Below are 17,193 nucleotides of genomic sequence, written 5' to 3'. Positions count from 1 at the left end.
TGCTCATCGCCGTACCTCCGGAAGGCCGAGCGTGACGGGACGACGGCCGTGGCCGTCGGGTGGGGTGCCGCCGCGCGCCGGCACCGGCTGGCCGCGCTCCACGGCGAAGGTGATGGACGGGTCGGGCACGTCGGGGGCGTTGACGAAGGAGGTGTAGCGGCGCAACCGCTCCGGATCGTCCAGCACGTCGCGCCACTCGTCCGAGTACGACGCCACGTGCTGTGCCATGGCCGCGTCGAGGTCGGCGCAGATGCCGAGCGAGTCGTCCACGATCACGGCCCGCAGGTGGTCCAGGCCGCCGTCCATGGCCTCGATCCAGCCGGCCGTGCGTTGCAGCCGGTCGGCGGTGCGGATGTAATACATTAAAAATCTATCGATTAGTCGAATCAGGGTTTCTGTTGACAAATCAGTGGCGAACAGGTCGGCGTGCCGGGGCCGGAAGCCGCCGTTGCCGCCGACGTAGAGGTTCCAGCCGGTCTCGGTGGCGATGATGCCGAAGTCCTTGCTGCGGGCCTCGGCGCACTCGCGGGCGCAGCCGGAGACCGCCGACTTGAGCTTGTGCGGGGCGCGCAGCCCGCGATAGCGCAGCTCCAGCGCCACGGCCAACCCCACCGAGTCCTGTACGCCGTACCGGCACCAGGTCTCGCCGACGCAGGACTTCACCGTGCGCAGCGCCTTGCCGTACGCGTGGCCGGACTCGAAGCCGGCGTCGACCAGGCGTCGCCAGATCTGCGGTAGCTGCTCCACCCGGGCCCCGAACAGGTCGATCCGCTGCCCACCGGTGATCTTCGTGTAGAGCTGGAAGTCCCGGGCCACCTCGCCGATCACGATCAGTTTTTCCGGGGTGATCTCGCCGCCGGGGATGCGGGGCACCACCGAGTAGCTGCCGTCGCGTTGCAGGTTGGCCAGGAAGTGGTCGTTGGTGTCCTGCAACGACGCCTGCTCGCCGTCGAGCACATGCCCGTTGCCCAGCGAGGCCAGGATCGAGGCCACCACGGGCTTGCAGATGTCGCAGCCGCGTCCCCGGCCGTGCTCGGCGACCAGCCGGGAGAAGGTGCGGATGCCGCGTACGCGCACGATCTCGAACAGCTCGCGGCGGCTCACGTCGAAGTGCTCGCACAGCGCCGTGGACTGTGCCACCCCGGCCGCGTCGAGGAGCTGCTTGAGCATCGGCACGCAGGAGCCGCAGCTCGTGCCCGCCCTGGTGCACGCCTTCAGCGCCGGCACGTCCGAACAGCCGCCGGCGATCGCGGCGTCCACGTCGCCCCGGGTCACCGCGTTGCAGGAGCAGACCTGCGCGGCGGCGGGGAGCGTCCCGGCGTCCGCGCCGCCGCCGTCGGGGGCGAGCAGGGCCAGCGGCGCGGCCGGCAGCGGGCCACCCACGCTGGCCCGCAGCGTCGGGTACGCGCTGGCGTCGCCCACCAGCACCCCACCGAGCAGGGTGTGCGCGTCGTCGGAGAGGACCAGCTTGGCGTACACGCGGGTGGCCGGGTCGGTGAACGTGACGTCCAGGCAGCCCTCGGTGGTGCCGTGGGCGTCGCCGAACGACGCCACGTCCACCCCGAGCAGCTTCAGCTTCGTGGCGGTGTCCGCGCCCGGGAACGTCGCCGCGCCGCCGACCAGCCGGTCGGCGACCACCTCGGCCGTCGCGTACCCCGGTGCCACCAGGCCGTGACAGGTGCCGTCGACCGCCGCGCACTCGCCGACGGCCCAGACCCGCTCGTCGGCCGTGCGGCAGGTCTCGTCGACCAGCACCCCACCGCGCGGACCCAACGGCAGCCCGGCGGCCCGCGCCAGCTCGTCGCGGGGTCGGATGCCGGCGGCCACCACGACCAGTTCGGCGTCGACCACCCGGCCGTCGGACAGCTCCAACGCGGCCACCGTGCCGTCGGCGCCCGCGCGGATCGCCGTGGTGGCGACCCCGAGGTGGGTACGCACACCCAGGTCGTGGACGTAGCGGCGCAGCATCGCGCCGCCGGCCTGGTCCACCTGCACCGGCATCAGCCGGGGCGCGAACTCGACCACGTCGGTGCTCAGGCCGAGCAGGCGCAGGGCGTTCGCCGCCTCCAGCCCGAGCAGCCCGCCGCCGATCACCGCGCCGACCCGCCGACCGGCGGCGTACGTGCGGATCGCCGCCAGGTCGTCGAGCGTCCGGTAGACGAAGACGCCGGGCAGGTCGGCCCCGGGCACCGGCGGCACGAACGGGTACGACCCGGTGGCCAGCACCAGCGCGTCGTAGTGGTAGTCGCCCTCGGCGGTGCTCACCACCTGCCGTTCCCGGTCGATGGCGGTGGCCGGCTCACCGAGGCGCAGCCGCACCCCGTCGTCCGGGGTGTGCACGTTCAGTTCCTCTTCGCTCACCCCGTCGAAGTACGCCGAGAGACGCACCCGGTCGTACGCCGGACGCCTCTCCTCGGCCAGTACCGTGACCCGCCAGTGGCCCTGCGGGTCACGGGCGCGCAGTGCGTCGACGAAGCGTTGCCCCACCATGCCGTTGCCGACGACGACCAGGTCCGCGCCGCTCATCGCGTCACCTCCACAGATTCCGCTTCGGACAACCAGTCGACGATGCCGCCGACCGCGTCGCGGCATCCGCCGCATCCCGTGCCGGCCCGGGTGCCCGCCACCACCGCGTCGACCGTCCGCGCGCCGGAGCGCCAGCAGCGCACCAGCGCTCCCTTGGTCACGTTGTTGCACTGGCAGACGACGGCCGCGTCCGGCATCAGCGCCGGTGACGCGCTCGGCGTCGAGACGGCCCCGCCGAGCGCCCGGCCGAGCAGCAGGGCCCGCCGGTCGGCCGGTACCGGGTGACCCCGGTCGAAAAGTTGGATCACCGTGCCGATCGCCGGGTTGTCGCCGAGCAGGATCGCGCCGATCAACCGCTCGTCATGGATGCGCAGCCGGGCGTACGTGCCCCGGGTCGGGTCGGTGAACGTCAGCTCCTCGCCCGGCGGGCCGCCGACCGCCTCGCCCATCGCGGCCAGGTCGATCCCGGCCGCCTTGAGCCGGGTCACCACCGGGCGGGGCCGGTACCGGGCGAGCGGGTCCGTGCCGGTCAACACGTCGGCGAGCACCCGCGCCTGGGCCCACGCGGGCGCGACCAGTCCGGTGAGCGTCCCGTCGTGTTCGGCGCAGTCGCCGAGCGCCGAGATGGACCGGTCGTTGGTGCGCAGCCGGTCGTCCACCACCACGCCGCGCCGCACGGCCAGCCCGGCGGCCTGCGCGAGGGCGGTGTCCGGGCGTACCCCGCAGGAGAGCACCAGCAGGTCGGCGTGCAGCGACCGGCCGTCGGCCAGGTCGAGTCGGACGCCGCTGTCGTCCGCCGCCACCCCGGTGGCGGGCACCCCGAGCTGGATCGTGACGCCGAGCCCGGCGAGTGTGCTGGCCAGCACCGTGCCGGCCGCCGGATCGAGTTGCCGTTCCATGAGGTGGTTGGTCGGGTGCACCACGGTGGTGGCCAGCCCGCGCGTGGCCAGGCCCCGGGCGGCCTCCAGCCCGAGCAGCCCGCCGCCGAGCACGATCGCGGCGCGTGCGTCGCGCGCCACGGCCAGGATGCGGCGGCAGTCGTCCAGGGTGCGGAAGGGGACGACCCGCCGGGGCAGGTCGGCCGGGTCGAGGCCGGGCAGGGGCGGCACCACCGCCCGCGCGCCGGTGGCCAGCACCAGATGGTCGTAGGCGATCCGTTCGCCGTCGGCCGTGCGGACCTCGCGGGCGGACCGGTCCACGGCGGCGACCGTCACGCCCGAGCGCAGGTCGATGCCGTGCCCGGCGGCCTCGGTCAGCTCCACGTCCGGTTCGTCGATGCGGCCCGCCAGCAGCGTGGACAACATGATCCGGTTGTACGCGCGGTGCGGTTCCGCCCCGAGGACGGTGACCTTGCGCTCGTCCCCGCGGGCGTGCAGCTCGGTCGCGAGCCGGGCGCCGGCCATGCCGTTGCCCACGATGACCACCCGGGCGGTCATGCCTTCTCCACCCGGACCGCGCAGATCTTGAACTCGGGCATCCCGGAGATCGGGTCAACCGCGTCGTTGGTCACCGAGTTGGCCCGCCCGGCGCCCGGCCAGTGGAATGGCGCGAAGACCGTGTCCGGCCGGATACCCGGGCTGAGCCGGGCCGGGGCGCGCAGCTCGCCCCGGCGGGACGTGACCCGCACCGGGTCGCCGTCGTCGATGCCCAACCGGGCGGCCAGGTCGGGGTGCAGCTCGACGAACGCCTCGGCCGCCGCGCGACGCAGCGCCGGTACCCGGCGGGTCTGCGTGCCGGACTGGTACTGGGCCAGCACCCGGCCGGTGGTGAAGTGCAGCGGATACGTGGCGCACACCTCCTCGGCGGCCGGCCGGTGGTCGACGGGGTGGAACCGGGCCCGGCCGTCCGGGGTGGCGAACCTGTCGGCGAAGAGTCGTGGCGTGTCCGGCCCGTCCGCGCTGGGACACGGCCAGTGGACGCCGTCGGTGGCGTCGATGCGCTCCCAGGTGATGCCGGCGTAGTCGGCGATGCCGCCCGCGGAGGCGCGGCGCAGATCGCCGAAGACGGTGGCCGGGTCGGTCGGGAACCGCGCCGCCGCCGTCTCGGCGTCGCCCAAGCGTCCCGCCAGGTCGGCGAGGATGGCCAGGTCGGTGCGGACGTCCGGCGGCGGTGGGCGCAGCGCGCGCCGACGCAGCACCCGACCCTCCAGGTTGGTCATCGTGCCGTCCTCCTCGGCCCACTGGGCGGTGGGCAGCACCACGTCGGCCAGCGCCGCCGTCTCGGAGAGCAGTAGGTCGGCGACGACCAGCAGGTCGAGGTCGCGTAGCCGGCCCTCGATCCGGGCGGCCCGGGGAGCGGAGACCACCGGGTTCGAGCCGAACACCAGCAGCGCCCGGGGACCGTCGGCGGTGCCGAGCGAGTCGAGGAGCTGGTACGCCGGCACACCGGGACCGGGCAGCTCGTCGGCCGGTACGCCCCAGACGCCCGCGACGTGTTCCCGGGCCGCCGGATCATCGATCCTGCGGTAGCCGGGGAGCTGGTCGGCCTTCTGCCCGTGCTCCCGCCCGCCCTGACCGTTGCCCTGGCCGGTGAGGCAGCCGTACCCGGAGCCCGGTCGGCCCGGCAGGCCCAGGGCGAGGGCCAGGTTGACGTACGCGGTGACGGTATCGACGCCCTTGGCGTGCTGCTCGGCTCCGCGCGCGGTCAGGATGATCACCCGGCCGCCGGTGCCCAGCGCGCGGGCGGTCGCCTCGAGATCGGCCACCGGCACCCCGGAGAGCTGTTCCGCGCGGGCCGGCCACCAGGCGGCAACGCTGCGGCGGACCGCGTCGAAGCCGGTGGTGCGCTCGGCCACGTACGCCTGGTCGACCCAGCCCTCGGTGAGCGCGATGTGCAGCAGCGCGTTGGCCACGGCGAGGTCGGTGCCGGGCAGCGGTTGCAGGTGCAGGTCGGCCTGGCGGGCGGTGGCGGTGACGCGGGGGTCGACGACGATGAGCTTCCCGCCGCGTTGGCGCTGCTCGGTGAGCCAGCGCACCAGCGGCGGCATGGTCTCCGCCGGGTTGGCGCCGACCAGCAGCAGCGTGTCGGCCTGACCCAGGTCGGACAGGGGGAACGGCAACCCTCGGTCGATGCCGAAGGCGCGCATCCCGGCGGCGGCCGCCGAGGACATGCAGAACCGCCCGTTGTAGTCGATGTTGCGGGTACGCAGTGCGACCCGGGCGAACTTCCCCAGCGCGTACGCCTTCTCGTTGGTCAGCCCGCCGCCGCCGAAGACGGCGACCGCGTCCCGCCCGGAGCTGTCCTGGATGGCGCGTACGCCGGTGGCGACCCGGTCCAGCGCGGCGTCCCAGGTCGTCGGGCGCAGCTCGCCGCTGACGGTGTCACGCACCAGCGGGCTGGTCAGCCGGTCCGGGTGGTCGAGTAGCTCCGCCGAGGTCCAGCCCTTCTGGCACAGCCCACCCCGGTTGGTCGGGAACTGGCGGGGGAGCACGCTCACCCCTGCCTCGTCCTCGCGCAGGGTCATGCCGCACTGGAGAGCGCAGTACGGGCAGTGCGTCGCCACCTCCCGGGGCGTACGCCCCGATCGAGTTGCCGGCCGTGCACCGTCTGTCATGTCGGCAAAGCGTGCCGCCGGGCAGTTTCCAGTCCGGGTCCCTTCTGTTTCGGTCCTGTCAAGTGGGCCTCACACCGCACGGGAGCAACGGGCGTGACGGGTAGGTGGCGGCGGACCGACAGTCACCCCTCCAGGTCGGCGCGGTTCGGTCGGCGGGACAGCGACAGCCAGCCCAGAAACCGGGCGTGAAGTGCCCGCAGGTCAGGATCAAGACCCAGGGCGTACCGGTCGGCAACCGCGTCCTGCATGTTCGCTGCCAGGTAGAACGCCAGGGCGATCGAATGGCCGTGGAACTCGGTCGCGAGGTGAAGCTGTGCCGGCGGGCACGGCCAGGGAGCGGCACAGTTGCCGCAGAGCCACGCCGGGCGCATCGGATGGTGCGGGCGAGGACGACGGGTCATCGAACACGCGCCGGACCGCGCCTGACGGGAGTGCGGGTGGTCGAGCGACGGGCCGCCGGGGCGGACGTGCCCGCCCAGATCAGGCCCACGGGCATCACGAACAGGGATCGGCGCGCGACCGCGTCGCCATTCGGGGCCAGCTCGTAAGCGTCAATCCACAGCCACCCGTCGTACGTCGGCCAGTCGAGCACGCGAATCACGCGGACGAAGATCGGGTGCAGGAACTGCACACTCGCGGCACGCGTCAGGTGCAGCACGTCACCCGTGTGTGGCTTCCGAGGTGTGGGCTTCGGTGTGGGTCTCCGATCCGGCGGCTTGTCCGGCACGGTGCTCTCTCCCCCTGGTCGTCACTGTAGGAAGGGGCCGCCCCGCGATGCCCACGGGCCAGGGGCGGCCCCGATACGAACGCGTCCGCCGGGTTCTGCTCCCTACCGGCCGCGCCGCCTGATCTCACCTTGCGGGCAGTAACAGGACAAAAACAGCCCGTAGCGATATGGTCGCGAGACATTCCGCGCATCCGAGGGGGGAAGTCGTGAACGATGCGCTACGCGCCGCGCTAGCAGAGACGGGTCATTCGATTGAGTCCCTGGCAGGGCTGGTCGGGGTCGATCGGAAGACGGTCGCGCGCTGGCTGAACCACGACCACATTCCCCACCCCCGACACCGGGAGGCGGCGGCGAGTGCGCTCCGACGGCCCATAGGGGACATCTGGCCGGACACTTCAAGACGCCGCGAGCCAATTTGGTTCCGACCATGGCAGGAGATTGAGCGCGAGGCGATCTCGCTGCGGTCGTTTCAGTCGACCGTCCTCCCCGGCCTCCTCCAGACCGAGGCATATGCCCGCGCCGTGCTCGCCGGAGCCGACGTCATCGCCCGCAGCGACGTCGAGCGACACCTGGCCTCACGGCTCGCCCGGCAAAGCATCCTGACCCGTGAAGACCCGCCACACTTCACCGCCGTTGTCGACGAAGCCGTGTTGCGGCGGCCGGTCGGTGGACGCGCCGTCATGCGTGAGCAGGTACGGGCCCTCGTCGCCGCGTGCGGGGCCCCGCACGTCCGCGTGCACATCGTCCCCTCCACCGTCGGCGCGTACGCTGGCCTGAATGGACCCTTCGTGATCGCCGTGGGGCCTGAGCATCGGATTGCCGGTTACCTCGACAATCAGCTTCAGGGGCAGGTCGTCACCGGTGCTGAGGACATAGCGGCGATGCTGGCCGCGTGGGAGAACGTGCGCGGTGAGGCGTTGTCCCACTGGCAATCCGTCGAGCTACTTACGGAGATGGCGAAGACATGGAACTGACCGGCGCGCAGTGGCGTAAGAGCACCCGCAGCAGCGGCAATGGCGGCGACTGCGTCGAGGTTGCAGACAACCTTCCTGGCATCGTCGGTGTGCGGGATTCGAAGGACCCGGCAGGGCCGGTGTTGGCCTTCGGGTCAGCGGCTTGGCAGGCGTTCGTCGGTATGGCGAAGGCACACGACCCGGCCTGAACAGCTAGACGTAGCGGCCCCCGGCTCCTGAAACCCACGAAGGGTGCCGGGGGCTTTCGCGTGTCCGGGGTCGGCGGCGTTGGCCCATCGGCGCTTATAATGTGGGAAATCTGTCTCACTAAATGGGAGTGCGCGCGATGAGTGTGGTGGACGTTTTCGACGCGGTGGCCGGCACCTACGACGAGGCGCGGCGGCGGCTGGTGCCCTGCTTCGACGCCTTCTACGGCACGGCCGTCGAGGTGGCCACGCCACCGCTGCGTGCCGCGCTGGCGGCGGGGCGTACCCCCGAGGTGCTGGACCTGGGCGCGGGCACCGGGCTGCTCTCGCTCCTGCTGGCCGCGGCGGTGCCCGGGGTCCGGCTGACCCTTGTGGACGCCGCGCCGGCGATGCTGGCCCGCGCCACCGACGAGCTGTCGGCGCGTTCGGTGCCGCACCGGACCGTCCAGGCGGACCTGTCCGACGAGCTGCCCCCCGGCCGCTACGACGCGGTGGTCAGCGCGCTCGCGATCCACCACCTGGACGACGACGGCAAGCGGGCGCTCTACCGGCGGGCCGCCGCCGCCCTGACGCCCGGTGGGGTGTTCGTCAACGCCGAGCAGGTCGCGGGGCCGACTCCCGCGCTCGACCAGCGCTACGACGAGGTGTGGATGGCGCGGATCGCCGAGTTGGGGTCGTCGCCGGAGGAGATCGCCGCCTCTCGGGGCCGCATGCGCTACGACCTTCCGGCGACCGTCGCCGACCAGTGCCGATGGCTCGACGAGGCCGGCCTGGTCGACGTCGACTGCTACTTCAAGGAGTGGCGTTTCGCGGTGTTCGGCGGACGTGCCCGCTGACGATATGCACGTTTCGACACCCGGGAGCGAGCCGGCCACCGCGTGGATGACTGACAGTCATACCGATGGGTAGTCTCACCGGCATGACTGCCAAGGTGACGCTGTCGTTCACGGACGAGACGATCGAGGAGGCCCGACGCTTCGCCAAGCGCGAAGGGCTGTCCCTCTCGGCGTGGATGGACCAGGCCGCCCGGGAGAAGGCGCTGCGCGAGGTCTTCACCGCGCACGCCGCCGCCGTGGGACGCGCCGGCCTCGACCTGGAGTCCGCCGCCCTCGCCGACGCCCGCGAGGTGGGCATGGTCAACGACCTCTTCTCCGGTGAACCGCCGCGTGCTGCGCAGGGGTGAGGTCTGGCGCATCGAGGGCGCCCGGGAACGCCTCGGTCTGGTGATCAGCTCGGATGTCTACAACTCCACCGACGTGCCCATCGTGATCGTCGTCGAGGTGGTCGAGGAGTCGCTGCTGCGCGACTCGCCCCTGGCCGTGCCGATGGGCGCGTACGTGGTGATGCCCGACCGGATCTCCTCGCCCATGAAGAAGTGGTTCACCGAGTGCGTGGACGTCGCCGACACCGACACGATGCTCCGGGTCGGCCGCGCGCTGCGCATCCTCCAACAGCTCTGAATCGACGGACCTCACCAACGCCCCCGGCCCGTGGTGCGGCAGGCGTTTCCGGGCCGACCCACGACAGGCACTGCCAGGTAACTCCACCTTCCTAGCGTTTTTCCTCGTCAGATCGACGAGGAGGAGCCGCCGTGAGCACGCTCACCAGCACCGCAGTCACCGCCGACCCACCTGCCGTCACCGGGCGTCGACGCCCGCTGGACGACTGGCGGCCCGAGGACCCGGACTTCTGGCGTACGACGGGCGCGCCGATCGCCCGCCGCAACCTCTGGGTGTCGATCTTCGCCGAGCACGTCGGCTTCTCCGTGTGGAGTCTCTGGTCGGTGACCGTGCTCTTCCTCGGCCCCGCGTACGGCATCGACCCGGCCGGAAAGTTCCTGCTCACCGCCGTGCCGGCCGCGCTGGGCGCGGTGCTGCGGCTGCCGTACACCCTGGCGGTGGCCCGCTTCGGCGGGCGGCGCTGGACGATGATCAGCGCGCTTCTGCTGCTGCTCCCGACGGTGCCGATGACGATCCTGCTGGAGCCGGGGGTGTCCTACTCCACCCTCATGGTGCTCGCCTGCCTCACCGGCGTCGGCGGCGGCAACTTCGCCTCCTCGATGGCGAACATCAACCTGTTCTACCCGCAGCACCTCAAGGGACGCGCCCTCGGGCTCAACGCCGGTGGCGGCAACCTGGGCGTACCGGCCGTGCAGCTCGTCGGGCTGGCGGTGCTGGCCACCGCCGGCGCCGCGTACCCCCGGTTGGTGCCTGCGGTGTATCTGCCGCTGATCGTGCTGGCCGCGCTGGCGGCGGCCCGCTGGCTGGACACCGTGCCCGGGGCGCGCAACGAGCCGGGAGCGCTGCGCGAGGCGGCCCGGGACCCGCACACCTGGGTGATGTCGTTGCTCTACATCGGCACCTTCGGGTCGTTCATCGGGTTCGGTTTCGCCTTCGGCCAGGTGCTCCAGCTCCAGTTCGCCGACCGGTTCCCCACCCCCGTCGACGCCGCCTGGCTGACCTTCCTCGGGCCGCTGATCGGTTCGCTGGTCCGGCCGCTGGGCGGGCACTTCGCCGACCGGCTCGGCGGGGCACGGGTGACCTTCTGGAACTTCGTGGCGATGGCGCTCGGCGCCGGCATGGTCCTGTACGCGGCCCGCGAGCGCTCGTTCGGGCTCTACCTGGCCGGATTCCTGGCCCTCTTCGTCTTCTCCGGGATCGGTAACGGCTCCACGTACAAGATGATCCCGGCGATCTTCCGGGCCCGAGCGGCGGACGCGGTGGCCGACGGCACGCGCGACCCGGAGGCCGCCGCCCGGTGGGCGCGACGGATGACCGGCGCGTTGATCGGGATCGCCGGCGCGATCGGGGCCTCCGGCGGGGTGCTGGTCAACATCGCCTTCCGCCAGTCGTTCCTCAGCTCCGGCAACGCGGACGCCGCCTACCTGGCGTTCATCGGCTGGTACGCGCTGTGCTTCGCGGTCACCTGGGTCGCCTACCGTCGTCCGGGGTCGCCCCAGCGGCTCGCCGGCGTGTGAACCGGGTCACGGCCGCCGCGCCCGAGCGCGGCGGCCCACCCCCGTTTTGACCTGCCGATGGGGCGCCGGGTATCGTTGCCTGCTGTTGTACGACATCCAGAGGCGTGCCCTATCAGGTACGCTTGGTCGTTCGTGCGCGCTGGTCCGGCCTGCTAGCTCTGGTCACCTCGGCGCGCGACCCCAGACCGACGACGAGACAAGGTAGACCTGTGCGTACGTACAGCCCGAAGCCGGGTGAGATCGAGCGTCAGTGGCACGTCATCGACGCCTCTGATGTCGTGCTGGGCCGCCTGGCCACCCACGCCGCCACGTTGCTGCGTGGTAAGCACAAGCCGACTTTCGCGCCGCACGTCGACACGGGCGACTTCGTCGTCATCGTGAACGCGGGCAAGGTCGCGCTGACCGGCAACAAGCGCCAGACCAAGGTCGCTTACCGCCACTCGGGATACCCGGGTGGTCTGAAGCAGGTTGGCTACGACGAGCTGCTGACCAAGCGCCCCGAGCGGGCCATCGAGCTGGCTGTGAAGGGGATGCTCCCGCACAACAAGCTCGGCCGTCAGCTGATCAAGAAGCTGAAGGTCTACGCCGGTGCCGAGCACCCGCACCTCGCGCAGCAGCCGGTGCCGTTCGAGATCAAGCAGATCGCGCAGTGAGCGCGGGCGAAGGAAGCAGCATGACCGACATCACCGAGACCGAGGTTGCCCCCGAGGCCACCGAGGCGCCGGCGCCCGTCGCCCGCGCGCCGCGTGGTGACCGCCCGATCCAGACCGTGGGTCGGCGCAAGGAGGCCATCGTCCGGGTCCGTATCGTTCCGGGCACCGGCAAGATCACCTGCAACGGCCGCGACCTTGAGGCCTACTTCCCGAGCAAGGTGCACCAGCAGCTCATCAAGGACCCGCTGGTCACCGCCGAGAAGCCCGAGGCGTTCGACGTCATCGCCAACCTGCGTGGCGGCGGCACCACCGGCCAGGCCGGTGCGCTGCGGCTGGCCATCGCCCGCGCGCTGATCGTCAACGAGCCGGACGACCGCCCGGCCCTCAAGAAGGCCGGCTTCCTCACCCGGGACGCCCGGGTCAAGGAGAGCAAGAAGTACGGCCTCAAGAAGGCCCGTAAGGCTCCCCAGTACTCGAAGCGCTGATCTTCTCCAGCGCGTTGTACTTCTGACGGACGGCCGGTCCGCCTCCCCCGACCGGGGAGGTGGACCGGCCGTTCCGCTTTCTCCTCATCGGCAGTTGCTCATCGGAGGTTGGCGGGTATGGGTCGGTTGTTCGGCACGGACGGCGTACGCGGGCGCGCGAACGCGGATCTCACGCCCGAGTTGGCGCTGGCGCTGGCCGTGGCCGCCGCGCACACACTCGCCGAGACGGACCGCAGTCACCCGCCGCTCGCCGTTGTCGGCCGGGACACCCGGGCCAGCGGCGAGATGCTGGAGGCCGCCGTCGTGGCCGGGCTGACCAGCGCCGGCGCGAACGTCGTACGCGTCGGTGTGCTGCCCACCCCGGCCGTGGCCTTCCTCACCGCCGAAGCCAAGGCCGACCTCGGCGTGGTGCTCTCCGCGTCACACAACCCCATGCCGGACAACGGCATCAAGCTCTTCGCCGCCGGTGGTCACAAGCTGCCCGACGAGATCGAGATGAAGATCGAGGCCGCGGTGGAGGCGAACGCCACCACCGCCTGGGACCGCCCGATCGGTGCCGGCGTCGGCCGGGTGCACGACCTGCTCGACGGCGCGGACCACTACGTGCAGCACCTGGTCGGCGCACTGCCGCACCGGCTGGACGGGATCAAGGTCGTCGTCGACTGCGCCAACGGCGCGGCGAGTGAGGTGGCTCCGGTCGCCTACCGGGAGGCCGGCGCCGAGGTCGTCGCGATCCACGCCGAGCCCGACGGCCTGAACATCAACGACGACTGCGGCTCCAACCACATCGAGGCCCTGCGTGAGGCCGTGGTGCAGCACGGCGCCCACCTGGGCATCGCCCACGACGGCGACGCCGACCGGATCGTGGCGGTCAGCGCCGACGGCGACGAGGTCGACGGCGACCAGGTCATGGCGATCCTGGCGCTGGCCATGCGGGAGGCCGGGACCCTCACCCAGGACACCCTGGTGGCGACCGTGATGAGCAACCTCGGTCTGCGGCTGGCGATGTCCGCGCAGGGCATCCGGCTGATCGAAACCAAGGTCGGCGACCGGTACGTCCTGGAGGAGCTGCGCGCGTCCGGCCTCGCGCTCGGCGGCGAGCAGAGCGGTCACATCGTCATGCCGGCCCACGCCACAACCGGCGACGGGGTCCTCACCGGTCTGCACCTGATGGCCCGGATGGCCGCCACCGGCCGGTCGCTCGCCGAGCTGGCCTCGGTGGTCACCAAGCTGCCGCAGGTGCTGATCAACGTGCCGGTCGGCGACCGGACCGTCGGGGCCAACGCACCGGCCGTCCGCGCCGAGGTCGAGCGGGCCGAGGCGGAACTGGGGGAGACCGGTCGGGTGCTGCTGCGCCCGTCGGGCACCGAGCCCCTGGTCCGGGTGATGGTCGAGGCCGCCACCGAGGCGATCGCCCGCGACGTCGCCGAGCGGATCGCCGCCCTGGTGCGTACGGCCAGCCCGGCCGCCTGAGACCATCCCGGGGCGATCTCACAACCGCAGTTGGCTCGCCCGCCCGTAGGTGTCGGCGGGGTCCTCGCCGTCGGTGAGATCGAGATCCTCGGTGACACGGCCGTCGGTCAGTCGGACCAGTCGGTCACAGCGCGCGGCGATGGCCTGATCATGGGTCGCCAGCAGGATGGTCATGCCGTGCCGGTCACGGAGGTCGAGCAGTAGGTCGAGGATCTGGCCGCCGGTGGTGGAGTCGAGGTTGCCGGTGGGCTCGTCCGCCAGCAGCAGGCCCGGTGCGCCCATGAGCGCCCGAGCGATGGCGACCCGTTGCTGCTGTCCGCCGGAGAGCTGGGCGGGCAGGGCGCGTTCCCGCCCGGCCAGGCCGACCGCGTCGAGCAGTTCCCGGGCACGTGCCGCGTGATCGGTCCGACCACGGCGGGGCAGGACCGGCGCGATCACGTTGTCCAGCACGGTGAGCGCGGGCAGCAGGTGGTAGCGCTGAAAGACGAACCCGACCCGCTGCCGGTAGCGGGCCAGCGCGGCACGCCGCAGCTCGCTCACCACCACACCGTCGGTGGTGATGGTGCCCTCGTCTGGCTGCTCGATCGCGCCGATGAGGTGCAGCAGCGTCGACTTCCCCGACCCGCTCGGCCCGGTCAGCGCCACCACCGAGCCCGCCGCGATGCTCAGCGACACGTCGTCGACCGCCGTGAGTCGGTCCGCGCCGACGCCGAACCGTCGGACCAGGTGGTCGACCGAGATCACGCTGCCGCTCTGCTCGCTCATTAGCTACTCCTCTGCCAGAAGTCGGGCGGGCCGTAGGCGCGGCAACAGAGCGGCGGGCACCAGCGCGGCGAGAGCGCTCACCAGCGCGCCCGCCAGCGCGACCAGCGCGGCCACCAGGATCAGCGCGCCGGGCAGGGCGCCGATCAGCCACGCCGCGCTGGCCAGGCCGACCGCCGCGCCGGTCGTCGACCCGACGAGCCCCAGCGTCAGCCCCTCGTAACCGACCAGCCGGCCCAGTTCGGCGTCGGTCCAGCCGATTGCCCGCAGGGTGGCCAGCTCGGCCGCCCGGTCGCGGATGTTCAGGTAGAGCACGTCCGCGACCGCCGCCGCGCCGAGCAGCACGGTGGCCACCGCGGCCACGGTGTCCGCGCCGCGCACGCTCAGTGAGACCACGTCGCCGAGCAGACTGCCGACGATCGCGCCCCGGAACGCCCAGGCAGCGGCGGTGACCAACGTCAGCGCGGCCACCCCGATGGCCAGCGCGCCGGCGCCGAGGAAGGTGCGTCCGGGGGTACGGGCCAGGTTCGCCAGCGCCATCCCGAGCAGGGTGCGGGGCCGGCGTACCCAACCGGCGGGAGCGACCATCGGGCGCAGGGCGGCGGCGGGGTGGGCGCGCGCGGCCCGCAGCGCCGGCACCAGGCCCGCGGCCAGCGCGAGCAGCAGGGCGATGGGTACGGCCAGAGCCGACCGCCGCCAGTCGACATCGATGCCGAGGGTTGTTCCGAGCGGCACCGCGAGGGTCAGCGACAGCAGGCCGGCGATGAGCCCGAGGAGGGCCACCTCGCCCAGGATCAGCGCCGCGATGCGGCGGACCGGCCAGCCGAGGCAGGAGAGCACCGCCAGTTCGGAGCGTCGGTCCCGGACTGCGGCGCTGACCGCGTTGCCGAGGAACAGGACGCAGACCACCAGCACCAGGAGGAAAAGCACCAGGCTCTTGCGGTCCACCGCCTGGGTGATGATCGAGGCGACGCCGAGCGCCGACCAGTTCTCGGTCAGCCGTAGCGTCGGCCGACCGAACGTGCCGGCGGGCAGCTCCACGGTCTGCGGCGCGGCCGACGAGCCGAGGGTGATGTCGACGTCCAGTCCGGTGCGCGCCGCGATCTGCTCGGCGACCAACCGGACCCGCTCGGCCGAACGTTCGGTGTACCCGCCCACGTCGGCCACCCGTACCCGGATCGCGCTGATCGGGGCCTTGGCCTGTGGGCTGCCGGTACCCGCGAGGAGGGTCGGCAGGCTGCCGAGGTTGGTGATCAGCAGCGGTGGGGCGGAGAGGTATCCGGCCGGGTTGCCGCTGGGCGCGAGTGGCTGACCGCCCAGCGCCGCACGGCTACGCTCGTCGGCGCCCTGCGCGACGGGCGCCTGATAGGTCTGCAGCGGCAGGTGGCCGAGGTCGGCGAAGCCGGTCAGCCGACTCGGGTCGAAGACACCCGTGGCCCGCCAGTACCGGAAGGTGGTGTTCCCGGCGGCGGCCAGCAGCAGCGGCCGTACCGACCGCGAACCGCTGTCGTCGGCGAGCCAGGGGCGGGGCATCGGGTTGTACGCCGTCTCCCGGCCGTACGCGGTGGGTGCGCCGGGTGGCTGCGGACGGGCCCGCAGGCTGCCGTCGGCAAGACGGTCGTACTGCACGTCGGCCGACTGCACGATGGCCTGCAACTGGCCCACGCAACACCCGGTCGGGGACAGCTCCTCGGTGAGCATCGTCTGGTGGCCGGCGGTGAGGTCGGTTCGGGCAGACCCAGCTGGCGCCCCGACCGGGCGGCTCAGGGTCTTCTCCAGGTCGATCGCCGGCACGCCCACCGGACTGGCCGAGAGCCGGGTGAAGGTGGCCGACAGTGCCTCGTCGATGAAGGGCCGATTGGTGACGAGGACCGGCACCTGCAGGTTCTCCGTGCTGCCGGCCCGTTCGACGGCGACGGTGTCGTCCGGGCGGACGGCCCGGCCGGTGACCACGGCGTCGTCGAGGCCGACCAGACGTTCCTCGGCGACCGGGTCGACAGCGGCCAGGAGGAACGGCACGGTCAGGTCGTACGCCATCACCAGCCGGTCGGCGGGCGCCGAGGTGCCGTCCCGATCGCTCGCCAACGCGTAGGGCTGGCCCCGGAACCGGCCGTCGGGCAACAGTTGCACGGCGTGCAGCGACCACGCCTCCCGCTCGGAGTAGGTGCCGGGGTTGCCGAGCAGGGCGTACTGGGGATCGCAGATGGGCAGGCTGCGGCCGTCCGGCTGCACCTCCCGGGGGGCCGGTCCGCAGGCCTCCGGCCAGGGGTAGGAGTTCCCGTCGGAGTAGGGGACCGATTCGCTGCCGAGTCTCCCGTCGAGCCGGGGGAAGATCAACGGTTTCTTGGTCACGTAGACGTACCGGGGCTTGCCCCGCGCGCTGGAGAGACCGCGTTCGGCGTGGAAGGTGGGGGCGACCCGGATGACCTGATGATCGAGTGAGCGGTCGACGGCCCCGGTGAGGTCGATCGGCGTCGGCAGCAGCGTGGTGGAATAGCCCAGCATCGCGATCGGGGCCGCCACCTCGATGCCGGGGACGGCCGCCACCTGCTCGTACTGCTGGGTGGTGATGCCGCCGAAGAGCCCGGAGAGATAGTTGGGGCGGACCAGCCCGCGCTCGGCTTCCAGCGGGGTGCGGGTGCCCTTCGGGCGCACCAGGATCTCGTAGGCGACCTGGGTGTTGCGCTCGACCGTGCCGTTGACATCCAGGCGGGAGGTGGTGGTGGCACCGGTCAGGACCACAAAACCGGTGGTGGCCACCAGCACTCCGACCAGCAGTGCCACCGACCGCCCCGCACGGCCGCGTAGCTGTCGCCAGATGAAGCCGAGCATCGCGCCTCCCCGTGTGCCGTCTCCCACTCTGCGCGATACATTGTGA

At 72.2% G+C, this 17,193-nt stretch carries 16 protein-coding genes; 9 read left to right on the top strand and 7 right to left on the bottom strand.

Annotated elements, in window-relative coordinates; translation table 11 throughout:
* Positions 1-3: 3 nt before the first annotated feature.
* The 5 genes from nirB to ACIBTX_RS20320 all read right to left on the bottom strand — a co-directional run bounded on the left by nirB (position 4) and on the right by ACIBTX_RS20320 (position 6,737).
* On the bottom strand, positions 4-2,526 hold the full coding sequence (gene nirB, locus ACIBTX_RS20340) for a nitrite reductase large subunit NirB (RefSeq protein ID WP_357174388.1): 2,523 nt from the start codon (positions 2,524-2,526) through the stop codon (positions 4-6).
* Complete coding sequence (locus tag ACIBTX_RS20335) at positions 2,523-3,962, bottom strand: FAD-dependent oxidoreductase (protein WP_357126431.1); 1,440 nt, start codon at positions 3,960-3,962, stop codon at positions 2,523-2,525. Before ACIBTX_RS20335 ends, nirB begins: the two co-directional genes overlap by 4 nt.
* Positions 3,959-6,079, bottom strand: a complete 2,121-nt coding sequence (locus ACIBTX_RS20330) for a molybdopterin oxidoreductase family protein (protein ID WP_357393837.1) — start codon at positions 6,077-6,079, stop codon at positions 3,959-3,961. The genes ACIBTX_RS20335 and ACIBTX_RS20330 overlap by 4 nt, the downstream gene beginning before the upstream one ends.
* A 122-nt stretch (positions 6,080-6,201) precedes the next feature.
* Positions 6,202-6,450: a hypothetical protein gene (locus ACIBTX_RS20325; protein WP_396832838.1), complete on the bottom strand. Its 249-nt coding sequence runs from the start codon at positions 6,448-6,450 to the stop codon at positions 6,202-6,204.
* A gap of 26 nt (positions 6,451-6,476) precedes the next feature.
* Complete coding sequence (locus tag ACIBTX_RS20320; RefSeq protein ID WP_357393835.1) at positions 6,477-6,737, bottom strand: hypothetical protein; 261 nt, start codon at positions 6,735-6,737, stop codon at positions 6,477-6,479.
* 275 nt (positions 6,738-7,012) lie between these two features.
* On the opposite strand from ACIBTX_RS20320, the gene ACIBTX_RS20315 reads away from it, so the two are divergent.
* From ACIBTX_RS20315 to glmM, 9 genes are all read left to right on the top strand, one after another.
* Positions 7,013-7,780: a helix-turn-helix transcriptional regulator gene (locus tag ACIBTX_RS20315; protein WP_357126420.1), complete on the top strand. Its 768-nt coding sequence runs from the start codon at positions 7,013-7,015 to the stop codon at positions 7,778-7,780.
* On the top strand, positions 7,771-7,968 hold the full coding sequence (locus ACIBTX_RS20310; protein WP_357126417.1) for a DUF397 domain-containing protein: 198 nt from the start codon (positions 7,771-7,773) through the stop codon (positions 7,966-7,968). Before ACIBTX_RS20315 ends, ACIBTX_RS20310 begins: the two co-directional genes overlap by 10 nt.
* Before the next feature lie 137 nt (positions 7,969-8,105).
* The gene (locus ACIBTX_RS20305; protein ID WP_357126414.1) at positions 8,106-8,801 is read left to right on the top strand and encodes a methyltransferase domain-containing protein; all 696 of its coding nucleotides are present in this window, start codon (positions 8,106-8,108) and stop codon (positions 8,799-8,801) included.
* A gap of 83 nt (positions 8,802-8,884) precedes the next feature.
* A complete protein-coding gene (locus ACIBTX_RS20300) occupies positions 8,885-9,148 on the top strand; it encodes a DUF6364 family protein (RefSeq protein WP_357126411.1) in 264 nt (87 codons plus the stop codon).
* On the top strand, positions 9,132-9,425 hold the full coding sequence (locus tag ACIBTX_RS20295; RefSeq protein WP_396832848.1) for a hypothetical protein: 294 nt from the start codon (positions 9,132-9,134) through the stop codon (positions 9,423-9,425). Before ACIBTX_RS20300 ends, ACIBTX_RS20295 begins: the two co-directional genes overlap by 17 nt.
* Positions 9,426-9,556: 131 nt before the next feature.
* A complete protein-coding gene (locus ACIBTX_RS20290; protein WP_357174394.1) occupies positions 9,557-10,942 on the top strand; it encodes a nitrate/nitrite transporter in 1,386 nt (461 codons plus the stop codon).
* A gap of 209 nt (positions 10,943-11,151) precedes the next feature.
* Positions 11,152-11,595: a 50S ribosomal protein L13 gene (gene rplM / locus ACIBTX_RS20285; protein WP_007465158.1), complete on the top strand. Its 444-nt coding sequence runs from the start codon at positions 11,152-11,154 to the stop codon at positions 11,593-11,595.
* 20 nt (positions 11,596-11,615) lie between these two features.
* Complete coding sequence (gene rpsI, locus ACIBTX_RS20280; protein ID WP_355050719.1) at positions 11,616-12,080, top strand: 30S ribosomal protein S9; 465 nt, start codon at positions 11,616-11,618, stop codon at positions 12,078-12,080.
* A 117-nt stretch (positions 12,081-12,197) separates the two neighbouring features.
* The gene (gene glmM, locus ACIBTX_RS20275; RefSeq protein ID WP_357126402.1) at positions 12,198-13,553 is read left to right on the top strand and encodes a phosphoglucosamine mutase; all 1,356 of its coding nucleotides are present in this window, start codon (positions 12,198-12,200) and stop codon (positions 13,551-13,553) included.
* An 18-nt stretch (positions 13,554-13,571) separates the two neighbouring features.
* Here glmM and ACIBTX_RS20270 read toward each other — a convergent pair whose 3' ends face one another.
* Both ACIBTX_RS20270 and ACIBTX_RS20265 read right to left on the bottom strand, forming a co-directional pair.
* Positions 13,572-14,318, bottom strand: coding sequence for an ABC transporter ATP-binding protein (locus tag ACIBTX_RS20270; RefSeq protein ID WP_357126399.1), 747 nt, complete (start codon positions 14,316-14,318; stop codon positions 13,572-13,574).
* Positions 14,319-14,321: 3 nt separating this feature from the next.
* Entirely contained in the window at positions 14,322-17,147 is a 2,826-nt protein-coding gene (locus ACIBTX_RS20265; RefSeq protein ID WP_357174397.1) for an ABC transporter permease, read from the bottom strand.
* Between the last annotated feature and the right edge of the window lie 46 nt (positions 17,148-17,193).

The organism is Micromonospora sp. NPDC049359 (genome assembly GCF_044466585.1).
Lineage (GTDB): Bacteria > Actinomycetota > Actinomycetes > Mycobacteriales > Micromonosporaceae > Micromonospora.
The sequence above is the reverse complement of the archived record's forward strand: the minus strand, read 5'-3'. Positions and strand labels throughout refer to the sequence as shown.

Bases quoted from the DNA above. Each gene is read 5' to 3' on its own strand.
- ACIBTX_RS20310 (WP_357126417.1), top strand. From the start codon at position 7,771: ATGGAACTGACCGGCGCGCAGTGGCGTAAGAGCACCCGCAGCAGCGGC.
- nirB (WP_357174388.1), bottom strand. From the start codon at position 2,526: ATGAGCGGCGCGGACCTGGTCGTCGTCGGCAACGGCATGGTGGGGCAA.
- ACIBTX_RS20300 (WP_357126411.1), top strand. From the start codon at position 8,885: ATGACTGCCAAGGTGACGCTGTCGTTCACGGACGAGACGATCGAGGAG.
- glmM (WP_357126402.1), top strand. From the start codon at position 12,198: ATGGGTCGGTTGTTCGGCACGGACGGCGTACGCGGGCGCGCGAACGCG.
- ACIBTX_RS20325 (WP_396832838.1), bottom strand. From the start codon at position 6,450: ATGCGCCCGGCGTGGCTCTGCGGCAACTGTGCCGCTCCCTGGCCGTGC.
- ACIBTX_RS20330 (WP_357393837.1), bottom strand. From the start codon at position 6,079: ATGACAGACGGTGCACGGCCGGCAACTCGATCGGGGCGTACGCCCCGG.
- ACIBTX_RS20305 (WP_357126414.1), top strand. From the start codon at position 8,106: ATGAGTGTGGTGGACGTTTTCGACGCGGTGGCCGGCACCTACGACGAG.
- ACIBTX_RS20270 (WP_357126399.1), bottom strand. From the start codon at position 14,318: ATGAGCGAGCAGAGCGGCAGCGTGATCTCGGTCGACCACCTGGTCCGA.
- ACIBTX_RS20265 (WP_357174397.1), bottom strand. From the start codon at position 17,147: ATGCTCGGCTTCATCTGGCGACAGCTACGCGGCCGTGCGGGGCGGTCG.
- rpsI (WP_355050719.1), top strand. From the start codon at position 11,616: ATGACCGACATCACCGAGACCGAGGTTGCCCCCGAGGCCACCGAGGCG.
- ACIBTX_RS20335 (WP_357126431.1), bottom strand. From the start codon at position 3,962: ATGACCGCCCGGGTGGTCATCGTGGGCAACGGCATGGCCGGCGCCCGG.